The 18,482-nt window shown below is 32.8% G+C and carries 15 protein-coding genes; 12 read left to right on the top strand and 3 right to left on the bottom strand.

What is annotated here, in order from left to right; genetic code table 11:
- Window positions 1-54: 54 nt before the first annotated feature.
- The 5 genes from MKY04_RS16660 (at window position 55) to MKY04_RS16640 (ending at window position 5,052) form a co-directional block, all read left to right on the top strand.
- Window positions 55-1,110 carry an AraC family transcriptional regulator gene (locus tag MKY04_RS16660; RefSeq protein ID WP_346234776.1) on the top strand — a complete coding sequence of 352 codons (1,056 nt, stop codon included), beginning with the start codon at window positions 55-57 and terminating at the stop codon, window positions 1,108-1,110.
- Window positions 1,111-1,414: 304 nt separating this feature from the next.
- Entirely contained in the window at window positions 1,415-2,692 is a 1,278-nt protein-coding gene (locus MKY04_RS16655; protein ID WP_346234775.1) for an SLC13 family permease, read from the top strand.
- A 28-nt stretch (window positions 2,693-2,720) separates the two neighbouring features.
- Window positions 2,721-3,620: a L(+)-tartrate dehydratase subunit alpha gene (gene ttdA, locus MKY04_RS16650; RefSeq protein ID WP_346234774.1), complete on the top strand. Its 900-nt coding sequence runs from the start codon at window positions 2,721-2,723 to the stop codon at window positions 3,618-3,620.
- On the top strand, window positions 3,617-4,228 hold the full coding sequence (ttdB, locus tag MKY04_RS16645) for a L(+)-tartrate dehydratase subunit beta (protein ID WP_346234773.1): 612 nt from the start codon (window positions 3,617-3,619) through the stop codon (window positions 4,226-4,228). Before ttdA ends, ttdB begins: the two co-directional genes overlap by 4 nt.
- A 23-nt stretch (window positions 4,229-4,251) precedes the next feature.
- On the top strand, window positions 4,252-5,052 hold the full coding sequence (locus tag MKY04_RS16640; RefSeq protein ID WP_346235887.1) for a fumarylacetoacetate hydrolase family protein: 801 nt from the start codon (window positions 4,252-4,254) through the stop codon (window positions 5,050-5,052).
- Window positions 5,053-5,209: 157 nt separating this feature from the next.
- On the opposite strand, the gene ald is transcribed toward MKY04_RS16640, so the two are convergent.
- Together ald and MKY04_RS16630 are read right to left on the bottom strand one after the other, a co-directional pair.
- Window positions 5,210-6,343: an alanine dehydrogenase gene (gene ald / locus MKY04_RS16635; RefSeq protein WP_346234772.1), complete on the bottom strand. Its 1,134-nt coding sequence runs from the start codon at window positions 6,341-6,343 to the stop codon at window positions 5,210-5,212.
- Window positions 6,344-6,481: 138 nt separating this feature from the next.
- Window positions 6,482-7,714 (bottom strand): PucR family transcriptional regulator, encoded by a 1,233-nt coding sequence (locus tag MKY04_RS16630; protein ID WP_428833886.1) that lies wholly within the window; start codon window positions 7,712-7,714, stop codon window positions 6,482-6,484.
- A 393-nt stretch (window positions 7,715-8,107) separates the two neighbouring features.
- Here MKY04_RS16630 and MKY04_RS16625 point away from each other — a divergent pair, with 393 nt between their 5' ends.
- The 4 genes from MKY04_RS16625 (at window position 8,108) to MKY04_RS16610 (ending at window position 13,848) form a co-directional block, all read left to right on the top strand.
- Window positions 8,108-9,493 (top strand): amino acid permease, encoded by a 1,386-nt coding sequence (locus tag MKY04_RS16625; protein ID WP_346234771.1) that lies wholly within the window; start codon window positions 8,108-8,110, stop codon window positions 9,491-9,493.
- Between the two features lie 183 nt (window positions 9,494-9,676).
- Window positions 9,677-10,447, top strand: a complete 771-nt coding sequence (locus MKY04_RS16620) for a thermonuclease family protein (protein WP_346234770.1) — start codon at window positions 9,677-9,679, stop codon at window positions 10,445-10,447.
- 785 nt (window positions 10,448-11,232) lie between these two features.
- On the top strand, window positions 11,233-12,108 hold the full coding sequence (locus tag MKY04_RS16615) for a helix-turn-helix domain-containing protein (RefSeq protein WP_126295215.1): 876 nt from the start codon (window positions 11,233-11,235) through the stop codon (window positions 12,106-12,108).
- A 156-nt stretch (window positions 12,109-12,264) separates the two neighbouring features.
- Complete coding sequence (locus MKY04_RS16610; RefSeq protein WP_126295216.1) at window positions 12,265-13,848, top strand: putative bifunctional diguanylate cyclase/phosphodiesterase; 1,584 nt, start codon at window positions 12,265-12,267, stop codon at window positions 13,846-13,848.
- Between the two features lie 38 nt (window positions 13,849-13,886).
- Here the strand turns inward: MKY04_RS16610 and MKY04_RS16605 are convergent, their stop codons facing one another.
- Window positions 13,887-14,087, bottom strand: coding sequence for a cold-shock protein (locus MKY04_RS16605; protein WP_126294308.1), 201 nt, complete (start codon window positions 14,085-14,087; stop codon window positions 13,887-13,889).
- 456 nt (window positions 14,088-14,543) lie between these two features.
- Between MKY04_RS16605 and MKY04_RS16600 the strand changes: the two genes are divergently transcribed.
- From MKY04_RS16600 to MKY04_RS16590, 3 genes are all read left to right on the top strand, one after another.
- Window positions 14,544-15,314: a metallophosphoesterase gene (locus MKY04_RS16600; RefSeq protein WP_126294307.1), complete on the top strand. Its 771-nt coding sequence runs from the start codon at window positions 14,544-14,546 to the stop codon at window positions 15,312-15,314.
- 234 nt (window positions 15,315-15,548) lie between these two features.
- Complete coding sequence (locus MKY04_RS16595) at window positions 15,549-15,992, top strand: SACOL1771 family peroxiredoxin (RefSeq protein ID WP_126294306.1); 444 nt, start codon at window positions 15,549-15,551, stop codon at window positions 15,990-15,992.
- 37 nt (window positions 15,993-16,029) lie between these two features.
- Window positions 16,030-18,006 (top strand): ABC1 kinase family protein, encoded by a 1,977-nt coding sequence (locus MKY04_RS16590; RefSeq protein WP_126294305.1) that lies wholly within the window; start codon window positions 16,030-16,032, stop codon window positions 18,004-18,006.
- Window positions 18,007-18,482 lie beyond the last annotated feature (476 nt).

Genomic DNA, 18,482 nt, shown 5'->3' with positions numbered 1-18,482 from the left:
ATATTATTAGTTTATAGAATTGATGATCAATATTAAAGTGAGGTTGTTTAATGAATGGGACTTATGAATTATGTCTGGAAAAACAACAAAAGAGATATCGATATAAAACAATATGTTTATTATATTAGTTCCTATCATTATAACTGGCATAATGAGCTAGAGCTAATTACAGTTCTACAAGGAGAAATTGAGGTAAGTATAAATGGATCGAATTATATTTTAGAAGAAGATGATATGATGCTCATCAACTCAAATGTTGGACATGCTACTCTTGCAAGAAAGTCAAATTCTATCGCTATGGTTATACATCTTAATCCGATATACTTTAGCAGTTATTATAGTGATTATCATTTGCTTCAATTTACCTGTAGATCCTATGAAAAGACGAGATATAATGAGGATTTTAATTGTTTAAGGAAACTAATTTTCGAAATGATTCAATATATAAAAGGGGATGCACCTTCTGAAAAAATTTACTTCGAATGCCTTCTTAGTCAACTGGCGGCAAATTTAATAAGAAATTTTTCTCCAAAGAAGATTTCTTCAATGGAGATGGCAAGTAATAAGAAAAAAACAGATGCTGTAAATAAAATTATTACTTATATTGAAAATAATTATAAAAATAAAATCAGTCTTGAAGAGCTTTCATTAGTATCTGGATACCATAAAAGTTATATTTCTCAAATTGTAAAACAACAGCTAGGTATTAATTACTATGAATATCTTACACGAATTCGACTACGTGAAGCGACTTATGCTCTTTCAGATTTTGATGAGAAAATTTCAGATATAGCATTGTCTTATGGATTTTCTGATGTTAAATCTTTTAATACAGCATTTCGGAACAGTTTTGGTAAAACTCCTTCAGAATACAGAAAACAGCTTTCCTCAGAGAGAACTCTTAATTCTGAATTAAGAGAGAAAAGATACCTTGAAGACAAAGAATTTTATAAATTAATTTCTAATAAAAAAGGAATTCAGGATACTGAAATGACAGCCCAAGAAAAAGATAAAGAAGAAAAAACGCTGAGCGAAGAAGATTTTCAATCACTTAATGAAATTAGTAAATCCCTAGAAAATTTATTATTAAGGATCCAAAGAAAAAAATGAAAAAATAATTTTAATTTAAAAATCTAAAAAATTTACTTAGGTTTTTTTTTAGATTCCCCTTTGTCTGAATTTGCTTTAAATTTTGAATATATGTTTTAAAACCCTTGGATTTTGCTATTTGTTATAGCAAGTTCATAAGGGTTTTTTTTATACTTCGCAAGTTCTTCTTTTAGTTTTCGAAAATAGAAACTTAATAGAAACCATAAAAGCAACTTAAATAATTGAATAGCGTAAGCGTTTTCAAAGTTCTAATATTTTATTTAGAAGACGTCTTCAAGCTTATAAGGGGGAAAGGGGATGTTGTATGAGTGCAGAAATTATTACACTACTGTTTTTAATTTTCGCAATTGTTATGTTTGCATGGGAGAAAATTCCAATACCTGTTACAGCAATGATTGTTGCAGTCGGTCTGACAGTAACAGGGGTTCTTGAACCGGCAGATGCTTTTGCTGGTTTTATAGACAGTAATGTTCTTCTATTTAAGGCGATGTTTATTGTCGGTGCTGCTTTTTTTGATACTGGAATGGCCCTAAAGGTTGGGGGAATTGTTACAAAATTTGCTAAAACAGAAAAGCAATTAATTATTGCTGTTATGGTCATTACAGGTTTAATGTCCGGATTTCTTTCTAATACAGGGACGGCTGCAGTTTTTATACCTGTAGTTATAGGTATTGCTGCTAAATCTGGTTTCTCACGCTCTAGACTGTTGCTTCCGTTGGTTATAGCAGCAGCTTTAGGAGGGAATCTCAGTCTAATTGGTGCACCAGGTAATATGATTGCACAGTCGGCACTTCAAGAAATCAATATGGAATTTGGCTTTTTTGAATATGCAAAAGTAGGGCTACCAATGTTAATTATCGGAATTTTGTATTTTAGTTTGATTGGCTACAAGCTCTTACCAAATAGAAAAGATAATGATCTTGATACAGATTCTGTTTATAGTAAACAAATTGATTATTCAAATGTACCGAAATGGAAACAGTATACAGCTTTAATTGTTCTTGTATTAACGATTGTTGCAATGATATTTGAAAAGCAAATTGGAGTGAAATTATATATATCAGCATGGATTGGAGCATTGATTTTAGTTGCAACAGGAGTAATTTCTGAAAAAAATGCAATGAAATCAATTGATATGAATACGATTCTTCTATTTGTAGGTTCACTTGCATTGGCAAAAGCTATTGATACAGCGGGAACAGGAGCGTTAATTGCAGATACAATCATTGGAACTTTAGGAAGTAATCCGTCGCCATACATTCTTTTATTTGTTATTTTATTACTTTCTGCTGTTATGACAAATTTTATGTCTAATACTGCTACGACAGCTCTACTAGTGCCAATAGGTCTTTCTATTGCCAGTGCAATGGGCGCAGATCCAAGAGCGGTTTTAATGGCAACAGTAATTGGTGGTTCTTTAGCTCTTGCAACACCAATTGGAATGCCAGCAAACACAATGGTTTATGGCATAGGTGGCTATAAATTTACAGACTATGTAAAGGTCGGTGTACCACTAATTATTATTTTAATAATAGCGGGTATGATTTTATTACCTATTTTCTTCCCGTTCTACTCGAACTAAGTAAAAGAAAATTGTGAGGAGTGTTTTTATGGATAAAAAACAACAGAAAGAAAAAATGACTGATTTGATGTCAAAATTTGTTTCACTAGTTAGCTACAAACTACCTGATGATGTAGAAAAAAAATTAAAAGAATTAAGTGAAGAAGAAGATAATCATCTTGCAAAAATTATTTACAAAACAATGTTTGAAAACCAACAACTAGCTTTTGAGTTAAAGAGACCTTCATGTCAAGATACTGGTGTTCTCCAATTTTTTGTAAAGTGTGGTGAGAATTTTCCGTTAATAGGACAATTGGATAACGTTTTAAGAGAGAGTGTGTTTAAATCCACTAAAGAAACTCCTTTGCGCCACAATTCAGTTGAAACATTTGATGAATACAATACTGGAAAAAACATTGGAAACGGGACGCCGAGTATCTTTTGGGAAATCGAAGAAGATAGTGATAAAGTGGAAATTTATACTTATATGGCTGGTGGAGGATGTACATTACCTGGTGTAGCAACAGTCCTAATGCCTGGTGAAGGTTACGAAGGGGTTGTAAAGTTTGTTCTAGATCGTATGACAAGCTATGGACTTAATGCTTGTCCACCGCTTCTAGTTGGAGTTGGAGTTGGAACTTCAGTAGAAACAGCGGCATTAAACTCAAAGTTAGCTTTAATGAGACCTGTTGGAAGTCGAAATGAAAATGAAAATGCCGCAAAAATGGAACAACTTCTTGAAGATGGGATTAATGCAATTGGCCTTGGACCTCAAGGGTTAAAAGGATCTAAGTCTGTTATGGGTGTTAATGTTGTGAATACTGCCAGACATCCTTCAACTATTGGAGTGGCTGTGAATACGGGATGCTGGTCTCATAGAAGAGGGAAAATTACCTTTGATAGGGATTTGAATTATGTAATTGATACACATGAGGGGGTAACACTATGAGTAAAAAAGTATTAACAACTCCAATTAAAGATGAAGATTTAAAGGATATTAGAATTGGAGATATTATTTATTTAACTGGCACACTAGTAACTTGTAGAGATGTTGCTCATAGAAGACTTATTGAAGAGAAAATTCCATTACCTATCGATCTAAAAGGGAACGCAATCTTTCATGCTGGTCCGATTGTTCGAGATCTCGGTAATGAACAATATGAAATTGTTTCCATCGGTCCTACAACGAGCATGAGAATGGAAAAATTCGAAAAAGAATTTATAGAAGAAACAGGTGTAAAACTCATTGTAGGTAAAGGAGGTATGGGCAAGAATACAGAGGAAGGATGTAAAACTCATAAAGCGCTGCATTTAGTTTTCCCAGCTGGAAATGCTGTTTATGGTGCAACCAAGGTTGAAGAAATCAAAGAAGTACATTGGAAAGACCTTGGTATGCCTGAATCACTTTGGGTTTGTGAAGTAAAAGAATTTGGACCTCTTATTGTTTCAATAGATACAGAAGGAAATAATATCTTCGAAGAAAATAAGATAGAATTCAATAAAAGAAAAGAAGAACAATATGAATATATTAGTCAACAAGTAAGATTCATTAAGTAATTTAAGGGAGTTTTTGATTGGATATGCAAGTGTTACAAAAATCTCAAACAATTGTGAGATATCAAAAACTAGATGGTAATGTTTTTTATGGACGTGTTGAGGGGAACGAAATTCTACAATTGTCCAAAGATTTTATTGATGTTGTAAATAATGAATTTGAAAATAATGATGGTGAGAGAGTTAATTATAGCGATGTTAAAATTCTAGAGCCAGTAGTTCCTTCAAAAATTGTAAACTTTGGTTGGACGTATACTGAACATGCAATTGAGACTGGTGGAAAAGCAAACCTTAAAGAACCATTTTTATTTTTGAAACCAACATCTTCCTTGATTCCAGATCAAGGCGAAATTATCCTGCCATCAAGCGATTTAACAAATCAGGTAGAAATGGAGGGTGAAGTAGCACTTATTATTGGGAAGAATGGTAAAAATATAAAAGAAGAAGAAGCCCTAGATTACGTTTTTGGCTGTACTGTATTTAATGATGTTACTGCACGAGACTTAACAAAAAGTGATCCGCAATTTACAAGGGGAAAAGGTTTTGATACTTTTGGTCCAATAGGTCCATGTATTGTTACGGGTATAGATCCAACTAATTTAAGAATAACTACAACATTAAATGGTGAAGTTGTACAGGATGGAAATACTAATCAAATGTCACTTTCAATACCTTATCTGATTAGTTGGATTTCACAGGTTATGACTTTAGAACCTGGAGATGTTTTGGCAACTGGCTCCCCTTCAGGAAGTTGCCCAATGAAATCAGGAGATGTTGTAGTTGTTGAGATAGAGAATATTGGTAAGCTTAGTAACTTTGTTAAATAGAGTTTTATTAGATTTATTAAAATAACTGTATTCTACTAGTTAACCGTTTTTCCCTAAATTACGGTAAAAATTTTTTCAACCATAATACCATCTCACTGAATAAAAACCCCCTCAATGCACTCTTGAGGGGGAATTATATTATATAGTGAACTAATGATTAGTATGTTGCTAATTCTTTTTCTAGTGCTTTTTCAACAGGTACATATTCATACCCAAGGTCTCTTGCAACAGCTTCATATGTGATTTCACCGTTTGCCACGTTTACACCAAGTTTTAATGCTTGGTTTTCAGCAATCGCTTTGAACACACCTTTGTTTGCAATTTGTAAAGCGTAAGGAACAGTAACGTTTGTTAAAGCAATTGTAGACGTTCTAGGAACAGCACCTGGCATGTTAGCAACAGAGTAGTGCACAACACCGTATTTCTCGAAAGTTGGGTTATCATGAGTAGTTACATGATCGCAAGTTACAACGCTGCCGCCTTGGTCGATTGCAACATCCACGATTACAGAGCCAGGCTTCATTGTTTTAACCATTTCTTCTGTTACAAGCTTAGGAGCTTTTGCACCAGGGATTAAAACAGCACCGATTAAAAGATCTGCTTCTTTTACCGCTTCTGCGATATTGAATGGGTTGGACATTAATGTTTTAATTTGATTGCCAAAAATGTCATCTAATTGACGTAAACGGTCAGCACTAACATCGATAATTGTTACATCAGCACCTAAGCCGATTGCAATTTTTGCAGCGTTTGTTCCTACAATACCGCCTCCAATAATCGTTACTTTACCGCGGTTTACTCCAGGAACTCCCGCAAGAAGGATACCTTGACCGCCGTTTGTTTTTTGCAGGAATTGTGCACCAATTTGTGCAGCCATACGACCAGCAACTTCACTCATTGGAGTAAGAAGTGGAAGTGTACGATTTACTGCAACTGTTTCATATGCAATAGCGATAACGCCTTTATCTTTAAGAGCCTGTGCTAAAGTAGGTTCAGCGGCCAAATGCAAGTAAGTGAATAAAATTAAGCCAGAACGGAAGTATTGATATTCACTTTCAAGAGGCTCTTTAACCTTCATAATCATTTCAGATTGAGCCCAAACATCTGCTGCATTATCAATAATTTCTGCACCAGCATTGGAGTAATCTTCATTTGTAAATCCGCTTCCAAGTCCAGCATCTTTTTCTACTAATACTTTATGACCAACACTTAAAAATGAAACAACCCCAGCTGGAGTAAGGGCAACGCGATTTTCATTATTTTTAATTTCTTTAGGTACACCGATAATCATATCGTGACTTCCTCCTTTAATAACTTGCTTTTGTATTTCCTTGTGAATTCAGTATAAAATGTTTTAATTGCTTTTTCTTTGTTAATAAAGGAGAAAGATTTTTCACGTTTTTGTTGATTATCACAAAAAGTTCTTTAATTATTTAAATTTCTCTAGCTTAAGGTCAATGTAAAGCGTCATTTTTTGGTTCGGATCTTTGAGATTAATCTCTCCAATTTCACTAATTCGTTTTAGTCGATAATTTAATGTATTCGTATGGACATTCAAGGCTTTTGCCGCTTCATTTACATTGTTATCTTTATTTAAAAAGACTTCCAGCGTTTCTACAAGGTCGCTGTTATGTTTTTCATCGTATTCCTGGAGTTTCTTTAAAGCATGATTTTCATATCCATCATTTGTGCGTTTCTCCAAAAGGATATCGATAAATTGATAGATGCCAAGATTTTGATAACCATGAATATCATTTACTTCAGAGGGGAATCTTTCCTTCATTGATAAAACGATTAACGCTTCACGGTATGCTTTTTCTACTTTTTGATAATCATTGTAAATGCTGCTGAATGCCGGGTTAATTGCCCTTACCCCAAATCGTTCAGCCATCTTTTGTACAAATGTACTAACAAAATCATTTAGTAGATTTAAAGGCTGATCTATGCCCTCAAGTGAAATCAACATTATAAGCTGATGGTGGTCAATTGTATAAAGCGCAGTTTTCAAACGCTGATTCGTTTGTAGAAGGTATGAAATTTGCTTTTCCTCTTCATTTGTTATGTCTTTCTGAAATTGAAGAACAGCGATAGTAAAAGAAGAAGGAGGGCTAATTTGCAGCATCTGAAAGTTATCCATTGTTTCTTTATTTGACTGGATATGTCCTGTAAGCAGCTTCCAGAAGAACTCTTGGAAACGCTCTTCTTTTTTATTTTTTCGGTTTTGCAGCTGTAAAAGCTTATTTTTTGCTGCTTCAGCTGCTTGCTTCAGTAAAACTAAAGCTTGTTCATCTAAATGTTTATCCACTTCTAAAGCCCAAATAAAGCCCAGCACTTCTTCTTTCTTCCATATTGAAACAGCTACACGGTCGCCCAATCCAATTTCATCCAATGTTTTTACACGGATAGGCTCACGGCTTTTTAAGAGAGCAGGAATAACGCCTTCTTTCCAAAGAGCGTTAATGACTTTTTCAGGAACACGCCGGCCTATGATAGTAGATACTCTTGCCGGGTCTGTTCTTTCATCATGTGTGCTATAAGCAATTAGACGATGGTTTGCGTCTTCAATTGTAATAGGGCAATGAAGAACTTCACTTACAACATCAGCAAATTCCTCCAAACTATCGAAATTTGATCTAAAAGGATCATTTTTTATAAATGTCATAAGAATCCCTCTTTATTTAATAGATTAGATTGATTTATTTTTATTTTTTGATAATATTAATGTTACGATTTGTCGATTTGTGTAAAACTACAAATATATTACTCGAATTTTGGGTACTTCAACAATAAAAAAGTGTTCACAAAAATGTTAGAATTACGTCAATCTAGTTGAAAAACTTGTTTTTTCGACAATGAAAACGTCATCAAGTAGAATGGTGGCGAGAAAATGCAAGTTGTATTCTACCAGATAAGTAATGTTGCTATCTACTGGAAAAAGATTGTAACCATATGTTTACACCATTATAAACGTCATTGTTAATAATGGAAAGCTCATTAACCATGGGGATTATACCTTCATGAAATCATCTTAGACAAGCACATTGGGGGAGAAATTATGCAAAATAATACTTCAAACAAGCAATTACAGCGAGGCTTAGAACAGAGACATATTACGCTTATGTCCTTAGGAGCGGCGATCGGGGTTGGGTTATTCCTTGGTTCCGCATCAGCTATTAAATTAGCAGGACCTGGTATTTTATTTGCGTATGCTTTTAGCGGTATGATCATGTTTTTTATTATGAGAGCCCTTGGTGAAATGGCTATTCAAAAGCCTGTAGCAGGATCTTTTAGCCAGTATGCCCGCGACTATTTAGGACCGCTTGCAGGCTATATAACTGGATGGAATTATTGGTTTTTATGGGTTGTAACATGTATGGCAGAAATTACGGCAGTAGGAATTTATATGGAATTTTGGTTCCCTGACATTCCTCGCTGGATTTGGGCATTAGCTGCATTAGTTATAATGGCTGCAGTAAATTTCCTTGCTGTAAAAGCATATGGAGAACTTGAATTTTGGTTCGCACTAATTAAAATTGTTACAATTATTTTCATGATTATAGTAGGTATCGGTATAATTGTATTCGGCATTGGAAACGGTGGAATTGCAACTGGCATCAGTAATCTTTGGGAGCATGGTGGGCTTCTTCCAAATGGTATTACCGGGGTACTAATGTCTTTACAAATGGTTATGTTTGCTTTCCTTGGTATTGAAATGATAGGTATTACAGCAGGGGAAGTAAAAAATCCAGAAAAAACATTATCAAAAGCTATTGATACAGTTTTTTGGCGAATTCTTATTTTCTATGTAGGTGCTTTATTCGTTATCATGTCTATTTATCCTTGGACAGAAATTGGTACAAAAGGAAGTCCATTTGTTTTAACTTTTGACAAAATCGGTATTCCAGCAGCTGCGGGAATTATTAACTTTGTTGTTTTAACAGCAGCTCTATCTTCTTGTAATGGAGGTATTTTCAGTACTGCTCGTATGCTATATAACTTAGCTCAAAATGGTGAAGCACCAAAATCATATGCTAAGTTAAACAAGAATGGTGTACCTAGTTTTGCAGTAATTGCTACTGCGGGAGCTTTATTGATTGGTGTAGTTTTAAACTATCTTGTTCCGGCTAAAGTTTTTACATGGGTAACTAGTATTTCAACATTCGGTGCAATTTGGACTTGGTGTATGATTCTATTATCGCAAATGCGTTATCGTAAAAGTTTAACTTCAGAGCAAAAGAGAGGATTAAAATATAAGCTTCCTTTATATCCATTCACTTCATACTTATCTTTAGCTTTCTTAATTGGAGTAGTTGGATTAATGGCCTTCTTCCCAGATACACGTATTGCCTTAATAGTTGGGCCGCTTTGGCTAGTTATTTTAGTAGTGTTCTATTATGGAAAAGGGTTTCATAAAAGAAATAAAAAAGGATACAATGCATAATTCATAAATAAGTAGATTAATATTAAGAATATTTAAATTTTATAGCTAATATCCCAGTAAAATAAGGATTACTTATTTACTGGGATTTTTTATTGTCTTTTAAAAGTATTAAGCGAATTTAAATGTTATTATTATAAAATATTATTTAAATTGATAAAAAGGATTTTTAAAGAGGTACTGTTTATGAAAAAATGGATTTTTATTTTGTTTACTTTAACAATTATAAGTGGCTGTAGTCTATCTAATGTTAAAGATGAGGCGACTGTTAAGACAGTAGAATCAAATGATGATAATTCTTCATATGATATATCTTCATTTAAAGAATTCCCGCTGGTAAGCGTCGTGGACGGAGATACGATTAAAATACTTTATAATGGATCAACGGAATTGGTTCGTTTCTTATTAGTAGATACTCCAGAAACGAATCATCCTACTTTAGGGCAGCAGCCATATGGAGAAGAAGCAAAGGAATATACAAAAAAATTGTTAGAAGACCAAGAGAGTGTTTATTTAGAATTTGATGTTTCATATCGAGACAAATATAATCGACTTTTAGCTTACATATATACAGAAGATGGGAAGAATGTGCAGGAAGAACTATTAAAGAATGGCCTTGCACGTGTTGCTTATATTTATGAACCGAACACAAAACACGTTGATTGGTTTGAGTCAGTTCAAAAAAATGCACAAAAACAGGCAATAGGTATTTGGTCAATTGAAAATTATGTAACTGACCGAGGTTATGACAAAAGTGTATTTGATGGAACGGATAGTGAAGCTAAAAATAATAATGGCAATGATTCAGCTTGTTTAATAAAGGGCAATATCAATTCAAAAGGAGACAAAATATATCATTCTCCTGGTCAGCAAAATTACGAATCTACTAAACCTGAAGAGATGTTCTGCACCGCAGAGGAAGCAGAAACGGCAGGATTTAAGGCAGCCCCAAGATAATTTAAGCTCACGAGTAAATGAGAACTAATCATTAGTTCAAAATTTACTTGTGAGTTTTTTTTGGCAATCATGAAAACAATTAATATGTAAGATATGAATGATTCTGAATCAAAAAATGTAGAAGCTTATGATATTACGTACTATATTATATTTATACACCTTTAAATGATAGAGTTCCTGAAATATAGATGGGTGATTGAAGATGAGATAGCATGAGCTAGACAATGACCTCTAAGTTTGGACACTGTGAGAGTTATTAGTGAAATAGTATAAAAATCTACTAATTTAAATAGTCTAAAGCGACTCAAAATATTTAAACTCACTAGAAAAAGTGGACTAAAGAAATAGTTAGAAAAAAATTTCTAGAATTTAGTTCATAAATATACTAGTGAGTTTTTATTGGTACTTATGAAATATTAGAAACTTAATTATGTAAAAGTATTGGGAAAATTCGTATAATGGAAATTATAGTACCTTTTTATCATGTATAATAGAAATAAAAAAAGTCCCCTACATAATAGGGGGAAAAAATAATTGATTTGCGTAAAAAGGTAATAGAATAATTTTAAAAATTTAGAAGCCTACTAACCAAATAAGAGGTTCTACTACTGTTCCTGCAGCAACTAGAGTAACTGCAAATAAAAGCTTAGTGATTGTAGAGTACTTTTTCATAGTTTCCTCAATCCTCCTTTTATACTATTTGATTAAATTGTAATAGAAAAGGAAAATATAAAAATATAATGTAAACTAAATTATACATAATTTTAAACAGGGGGACAGATAACATGGAAATAGGGCAAGTTATTAGAAAAATTCGTAAAAATAAAAACATTACACAACAACAACTTGCAGATGCGATTAATATGACTCGTCCATATATTGCCCGAATTGAATCGGGTAAAAATAGCATTTCCTCAGATAAACTTACAGAAATACTTGATTATTGTAATGTTACATACAATGAGTTTTTTTATATGAAAAATGACTACAAAATTGCATCAAAAATGAATGAATTTAATTATGTCTTAAAGTTGTATTATGCAAACAAGATTAATGAAATATCAATCATGAAAAAGGGAATAAGAGAAAAATATGAGGGTAACGGAGATATTTTTCTAAGACATTTATATATTTTATGTCATTGTATCGAAAATGGATTTGAGCTTAATAGTATTAAAGAAGAATATATTAATGAAATTTCTGATTATTTATTAAGTATCGACGATTGGAGTTATTATGAGTTAGTTATTTTAAATAACTTTATTTTTCTCTTCCCTCCATCAACGGCCTTTTTAATGACAAAAAATTTATTGAATCGAGCAGAAAAGTTTAATGATTTTAATTCAGATACTAAAATAATGAGTTATTTATTTTTCAATCTTCTAGAATTTAGTATTAAATATGAAGGCTACCAATATTCGAGGATAGTATTGGAGGCAGCAAAAAAATATTTTACAGAAAGCTCTCAATTTTTTGAGCAGACATTAATTATTTTCTATGAAGGAATGATTGATATTATCGATCATTCAATTTCTAAAGGAATAGAAAAGTGTAACAAAGCGTTTACTATTTTCCAAACTTTGGGGCATCAATCAATTTATGAAAAATATAAAAAAGACCTAGATCAGTTAATTAATAAAACGATGAGTACTAAAGCATAAAATCAATAGTATAAAATAATGCACAAAAAAATAATGGGTCAAACTTATGTAGTTAAATAAAAATAACTATAGATGATAATATTTCATTATTGCTATGTACCTATAAATATATCTCTATTTGTTTAGTGATTTTGATATATAACTAAGGAGAAAATAATGGGAATAAATAATAGTTATTTTTATTGGTTTAGAAATAAATTGATCTATATATTGGTGAGCATTATTTTAATTACGTTAATGATATTTATATTATTAAATATTCAACTAACAAGCATTTATGGCATCATTTTTTCGTTAGTTATTATTGCACAAATATGGTTAGTTTCCTCTGTGAAATTACTGCCGCAAGATGTCGTTCAAAAGTTGGAAGATACAGAAAAGAGTTTAAAAAAAGCCGAGAACGAAAAGTATTATTTAACTTTTTATGACGGCATTACAAAACTGCCAAATGAACGATTGCTTTTAGAAAAAGTTAAAGAAAAAACAACAGAAAAAGCAGTTCTCGTAATTGATATCAATAGATTGCAAGCGATTAAATCTTCAATAGGGTATAGTTGCTCAAATTATTTATTAAAAATGATTGCAGAACGATTGCGACAGCATTTACCAAACGACTACTTTATTGGGAAATTGCATGAAGATCAGTTTGTATTGCTTATTGAAAACCAAAATGATCAATCAGTTATAGAATCATTTTGTAATAAGCTTATTGAAATAATGGCACAGCCATTTGATATACATCATTATTCATTCAATATAAGTATAAATATTGGTGTTGCCATGTACCCTGAAAACGTGCAAATCGAAGAGAATTTAGTTAAATCAGCGCAATTAGCAATGTTGGAAGCAACAAATACTCTTGAACATATAGGATTTTATAAGCCGTCAATGCTATTGAAAAGAGAAGAGCAATTAAAATTAGAAAATGATTTATATAAAGCAGTTCAAAATAAAGAATTACATCTTTATTATCAGCCCCAGTTAAATTTAAAAACTAAACAGTTAATTTCGATGGAGGCTCTTGTAAGATGGAAACATCCGGAGAAGGGGTTGATCCCTCCAGCTGACTTTATTCCACTTGCTGAGGAATCAGGGTTAATTGTTCCTATTGGAAAGTGGGTTTTAGAAACAGCATGTCGTCAAACAATGGAATTGCAACAGCTAATTCAACGACCTATAAAAGTAGCTGTAAATTTATCAAGGAAGCAACTTGTTCAGGATAATTTTGTTCAAATAGTTGAAAATATTTTAGAAGCGACAAAATTAGCTCCTGAGTATTTACAGTTAGAAATAACAGAAAGTATGACGATGAATACTAAATATGTGTTGCCAATTTTGCACGATTTAAAAAAGCTGGGGGTTTCTATTGCTTTAGATGATTTCGGGAAGGGATACTCATCACTCGCGTACTTAAGGGATTTGCCAATTGATTGCTTAAAAATTGATCGAGAATTTGTAAAAAAAGTCGATGAAAACGCACAAGAACCATTATTAGATATGATAATTTCAATGGCAAAGCATTTAAATTTGCAAGTTGTTGCAGAAGGAATTGAAAAAATGGAGCAATTTAATTATTTGCTAAACAGCGAGTGTGATGCAGTTCAAGGCTTTTTGATAAGCAAGCCAACCCCATTTGAGAGCATAAAGGAAAACTGCAAACGCATCATAGATGAATACAAAATAATACAGTGTAGTATTCAATCACATTACTATGGATTAATTAAAGAAATATTTAAATAAAAGGCCATCCGAATTTCGGATGGCCTTTTCATTTTAAATTAAAGTTTTACAACGTTAGAAGCTTGTGGTCCGCGGTTTCCTTCTTCAACTGTGAATTCAACTTTTTGACCTTCTTCTAAAGATTTGAAACCTTCGCCTTGGATAGCTGAGAAGTGTACGAATACGTCGTTTCCACCTTCAACTTCGATGAATCCAAAACCTTTTTCTGAGTTAAACCATTTTACTGTACCTTGTGTCATTTTAAAAGACCTCCAAAAAATTTAATCAATAACTAATTACTTCCAAATACTAAAAAAATTCACACATTACAAAAAGTACCGAACGATCACGATTACTTTTTGTAACATGTGAATTCATTAGATATGAAGCAATATAATTATTATCTTTATTATACAATTAATTTTTACATTTGTCTATTAGAAAAGAAACCATTATGTAACAGGTATAATTTTTTTATTAAATTATTAGGAAAAACCGTCATGTCAAAGCCATAGGGAATCAGAAAAATCTACGACTATGTGGCCAGTAAGACAAGTGATAATGAGTTGTTGTTGGCTGTGGAGCTAAATGTAGAAATTGCTTTTTTAAAAAAAGGGGTTTAGTTTTGAAGCCGGAAGCAAAATAGTATAATATTACATATTATTACAAGTAGATGAAATAAATTAATTTGTTGTTAAGCAAAATGGGGTGTGGGAATGGATAAAGTATTTGCAATTGGTGACATTCATGGAAGTTACGAATTGTTAGAGCGGCTGCTCCAATACTGGAATCAAGAGGAAGAACAATTAGTTTTCTTAGGAGATTATATTGATCGTGGTCCTGATAGTGTAAAGGTTTTGCAAAAAGTCATTCAGCTTTCAAAAGACTTTGATGCAATTACTTTGAGTGGAAATCACGAGCAACTATTTTTAAATTGGTTAGAAAAACCAGAAGAAATTTCTGAATTTTACTTTAACCCAAAGGTTGGAGGCGCTGCTACTATTCAAAGTTTTTACTCGGAGCCTTCCTTTAATCAAATATTGGATAGATATTCTGTAAATGAAATTACAGAAACGATTCAAGAAAATAATGTTGAAATCATTCAATTTCTTAAAAATTTAAGACGTTTCTATCATTGGGATCCATTCCTCTTTGTTCATGCGGGTATTGACGCAAAGGTTGAAAATTTTAGGGATACAAAAAAAGACGATTTTTATTGGGTTAGAGAAGAATTTTACTCTACACCACATTTAGCAAAGGAAATTGTTGTTTTTGGACACACACCAACCATTTTGATTAATGAAGATAAGTCAAGCAAAGTATGGATATCACCTTGCAGTAAGAAAATTGGCATCGATGGAGGAGGGGCAATCTATGAGCGTGGCCGCCTTCACGGAGTAGTTTTTGCCAAAGATTCAAATGAGATTAAGATTCACTCAGTAGGAATTGATGAAGAACCAACTATTGAGACGATAGAATTATCATAAACATTTATCTGTATATAATGTATGGGGGACCGTTTCACAAATGAGATGGTCCCTTTTTATTAAATATGAATATAGAATTGATGAATAATGTTTAGAAACACAAGGACACATTTTACAGACATCCTGTAAAAGATGCCTCTGTTTTTCTTTATAGTCTTTTCTTTTTTTCAATACTTTTAGTAATGGTATAGTAGCAGTAAAGAATATTTTAGTAACGATGGAGGGATACAAGCAATGGATGTTGTTGAACACGTATTTAGACTTGAAAGTACTTGGGATGGGGGAAGAAATGATTCTGGTAAAATAAAATGTGGACAGTTAAATACAGCGGTATCCATTCCAAAAGAAATGAACGGCCCTGGAATTGGGACAAATCCTGATGAAATGCTGCTTGGTGCTGCAGCTACTTGCTATATAATCTCGCTTGCAACGATGCTGGAATATTCGAAAATAAAAGCAAGCCTTTCTCTTCAATCAGAGGGAATTGTCCATACTTCGAATAATATATATACATACAAAAAGATTATCCACAATATAACAATTTTTTTGCAAGAGGATTTAGATAAAAATGTTCGAATAGCGGAAAAATTAGCATATAAAGCAGAGCAAAGCTGTATGATCAGTAAAGCATTAAGAGGGAATGTTGAAATCATCATTAATTGTTCAATAAAAAAGTAAAAGACAAAATACGTTAACGAGAAAGTGAGTGAGGGGAATGTATTTTTTTCAACAAATCGTTCAAATATTACTTGTTTCCATAGTAATCTATTTTGTAAGTGGACGATTAATAGGATCAAATGTAAATCTAATAAAGCGAATATTTTCAGTTGTTATTAGTGTCTCATTCACAACTTTTATTTTCTGGTATACATATTTAAGAGGAACAAATAACTCTTTCGATACTGTAAATAGTGTTGTTAGTGTCGCCACTTTGTTATGGATTGGTAGTATGTTACTTATTACTATGCTCATATATTTATTTTTCGAGTTATTTGATCCAATCACTAATGAACAAACCGTCGGGAAAAAATCCCTTATTATGCGCATGATTGGCTACTGGCGTCATCAAAAACGGTTGCGAAATGTACTAAAAATTGCCGTAACAAATGGCATTACAAGAACGATGAAATATGCAAGAAATCGAGATTCTGATAGAGAATTAGCGATTGCGTTAAGAGATACACTTGAGCAATGTGGGGGAATATTTATTAAATTTGGTCAAGTGCTATCTACAAGGAAGGAATTATTTTCACCTATTTTCATCGAAGAGCTTGAGAAATTACAACAAAATGTTACGCCTCTTACAGAAAAACAGGTGAATGACATTTTACAACAAAACTTGCCAGGAGAAGTGAATGAAGTATTTTCTTATTTTAAGATGACCCCGATTGCAGCAGCTTCAATTGGCCAAGTTCATAAAGCAATTTTGCGTAAAACGAATGAACAAGTTGTCGTCAAATTGCTGCGACCTGAAGTGAAGGAGATTATGCGGGAGGATTTAAGTATATTAATAGAATTTGCAAAATGGGTAACGAGTAAATCTCAATGGGCCGAAAATCTTGGTTTTCGGGATTTGGCTGAAGGTTTTGCAGCATCATTGCGGGAGGAAATTGATTTTAATATTGAAGCCCGCAATATGATTCAAATCAGTAATGTTATGAAACGAAGCGATTTAAAAGTTAATATTCCTAAAGTATATGAGCAATATAGTAATGAAAATTTACTTGTTATGAGTTTTGCAAAGGGGGTAAGTGTTGCAAGTAAGCAACAGCTGGATCATATCAATTGTTCAGCTATTGCGGAAACCTTATTCTTTTCATATTTAGAACAAGCACTAGTATCCGGAATTTTCCATGCAGACCCTCATCCAGGGAACATTTATGTTGATGTGGACACAGGTGAAATTACATTGCTTGATTTTGGTGCAGTTTGTCGGCTGTCATCCTCTCAACAGGAAGGATTAAAATTATTCTTTATAGGAATACAACAAAGTGATGCTTCCATTTTATTTGATGGCATATCATTATTAGTAAAAAATAAAGCAGATGTTGACAGAAATGAATTAGAGCAGGCAATAAGTCAAATATTGCTGAAAATTTCCTATGTTGGTCGTGTTCAAGCTGATGAGTTAGTTTACTCAATTTTCACAGTAATTCGCGACTTTGGCCTCCAATTTTACCCATCAGTTAGCGTAGCATTGCGTGTAATTGTTACATTGGATGGCACACTAAGAATTATAGATTCTTCATTTAATATATTTGAGGAATCGAAATTGTTTTCAAATCGCTATTTAAAGCTGGCATTTAAAAAGCCTTTTAAAGAACCACTTGCTACAAAAGATAGGCTAGAAGAGGAACTTTCGTTAATCATACCGAATTTGCGAAAAATCCCGCGAAGAGTAGATCAATTGTTTAAGCGTGTGGAGGATGGCAAGGTTATTTTACACCATGATATTTTTTCAGATAAAAATAATGCGAAATTCATTACTCAATTATTTTCAAAATTTATCTTGTTATTAGTCGGAATTACATTTGGGATTATATCGGTAGCACTATTAGCCATTTCGCAATTTATTAATACTGCTTATGCAATTTATCTAAATGCAGCAGCCTATTTAGGATTGTTCCTTTGCGCGGTATTGCTTGTACGATTATCCATCCAGGCAATTCGAGATATAAAAAAAATGGAGTAACTTAGACTAAATATTTTTTAATGAAAGTGTTTAATTTCCATAATTTGAATATTATAAATTGTGTGTTATAATTCAAGTGAAATAATCGAAAAATAAAAAGACCGATAGTGCTGGACACACTAAACGGTCTTGTAACAAAACTAATCGCTTCAAGGCGATTGGCACAAGGCGATTAAAAAACCATCCCTACCCTGCGCTAAAGGTATCTGGGGTGGTTTTTACTTTCTCTTTGAAAAAGTAAACGACAGCGAAAGTATTGCAACTACAAGCGATGAAAAACTTATAGAAATTATCAACACTTCATAAACTGTCATCATCGGCATCATCTCCTTTCCGCTCACAAGTTGTGAGTTAATTGGAAAGCAAAAGATGTGCCAACCACCCTCGAAACCTCAGTTTTGCTACAACTTCATTATACCATTCAACCACTAAAACTTCCATTTTGTAACAGATGACAATGCGATTAATTATCCAAA

The sequence above is a fragment of the Lysinibacillus telephonicus genome (assembly GCF_039654155.1).
GTDB lineage: Bacteria > Bacillota > Bacilli > Bacillales_A > Planococcaceae > Ureibacillus > Ureibacillus telephonicus.
The sequence above is the reverse complement of the archived record's forward strand: the minus strand, read 5'-3'. Positions and strand labels throughout refer to the sequence as shown.

Coding starts and splice junctions, on each gene's coding strand:
- MKY04_RS16590 (WP_126294305.1), top strand. CDS start 16,030: ATGTATTTTTTTCAACAAATCGTTCAAATATTACTTGTTTCCATAGTA.
- MKY04_RS16610 (WP_126295216.1), top strand. CDS start 12,265: ATGGGAATAAATAATAGTTATTTTTATTGGTTTAGAAATAAATTGATC.
- MKY04_RS16640 (WP_346235887.1), top strand. CDS start 4,252: ATGCAAGTGTTACAAAAATCTCAAACAATTGTGAGATATCAAAAACTA.
- MKY04_RS16630 (WP_428833886.1), bottom strand. CDS start 7,714: ATGACATTTATAAAAAATGATCCTTTTAGATCAAATTTCGATAGTTTG.
- ald (WP_346234772.1), bottom strand. CDS start 6,343: ATGATTATCGGTGTACCTAAAGAAATTAAAAATAATGAAAATCGCGTT.
- MKY04_RS16595 (WP_126294306.1), top strand. CDS start 15,549: ATGGATGTTGTTGAACACGTATTTAGACTTGAAAGTACTTGGGATGGG.
- MKY04_RS16605 (WP_126294308.1), bottom strand. CDS start 14,087: ATGACACAAGGTACAGTAAAATGGTTTAACTCAGAAAAAGGTTTTGGA.
- MKY04_RS16600 (WP_126294307.1), top strand. CDS start 14,544: ATGGATAAAGTATTTGCAATTGGTGACATTCATGGAAGTTACGAATTG.
- MKY04_RS16625 (WP_346234771.1), top strand. CDS start 8,108: ATGCAAAATAATACTTCAAACAAGCAATTACAGCGAGGCTTAGAACAG.
- ttdB (WP_346234773.1), top strand. CDS start 3,617: ATGAGTAAAAAAGTATTAACAACTCCAATTAAAGATGAAGATTTAAAG.
- MKY04_RS16660 (WP_346234776.1), top strand. CDS start 55: ATGGGACTTATGAATTATGTCTGGAAAAACAACAAAAGAGATATCGAT.
- MKY04_RS16620 (WP_346234770.1), top strand. CDS start 9,677: ATGAAAAAATGGATTTTTATTTTGTTTACTTTAACAATTATAAGTGGC.
- ttdA (WP_346234774.1), top strand. CDS start 2,721: ATGGATAAAAAACAACAGAAAGAAAAAATGACTGATTTGATGTCAAAA.
- MKY04_RS16615 (WP_126295215.1), top strand. CDS start 11,233: ATGGAAATAGGGCAAGTTATTAGAAAAATTCGTAAAAATAAAAACATT.
- MKY04_RS16655 (WP_346234775.1), top strand. CDS start 1,415: ATGAGTGCAGAAATTATTACACTACTGTTTTTAATTTTCGCAATTGTT.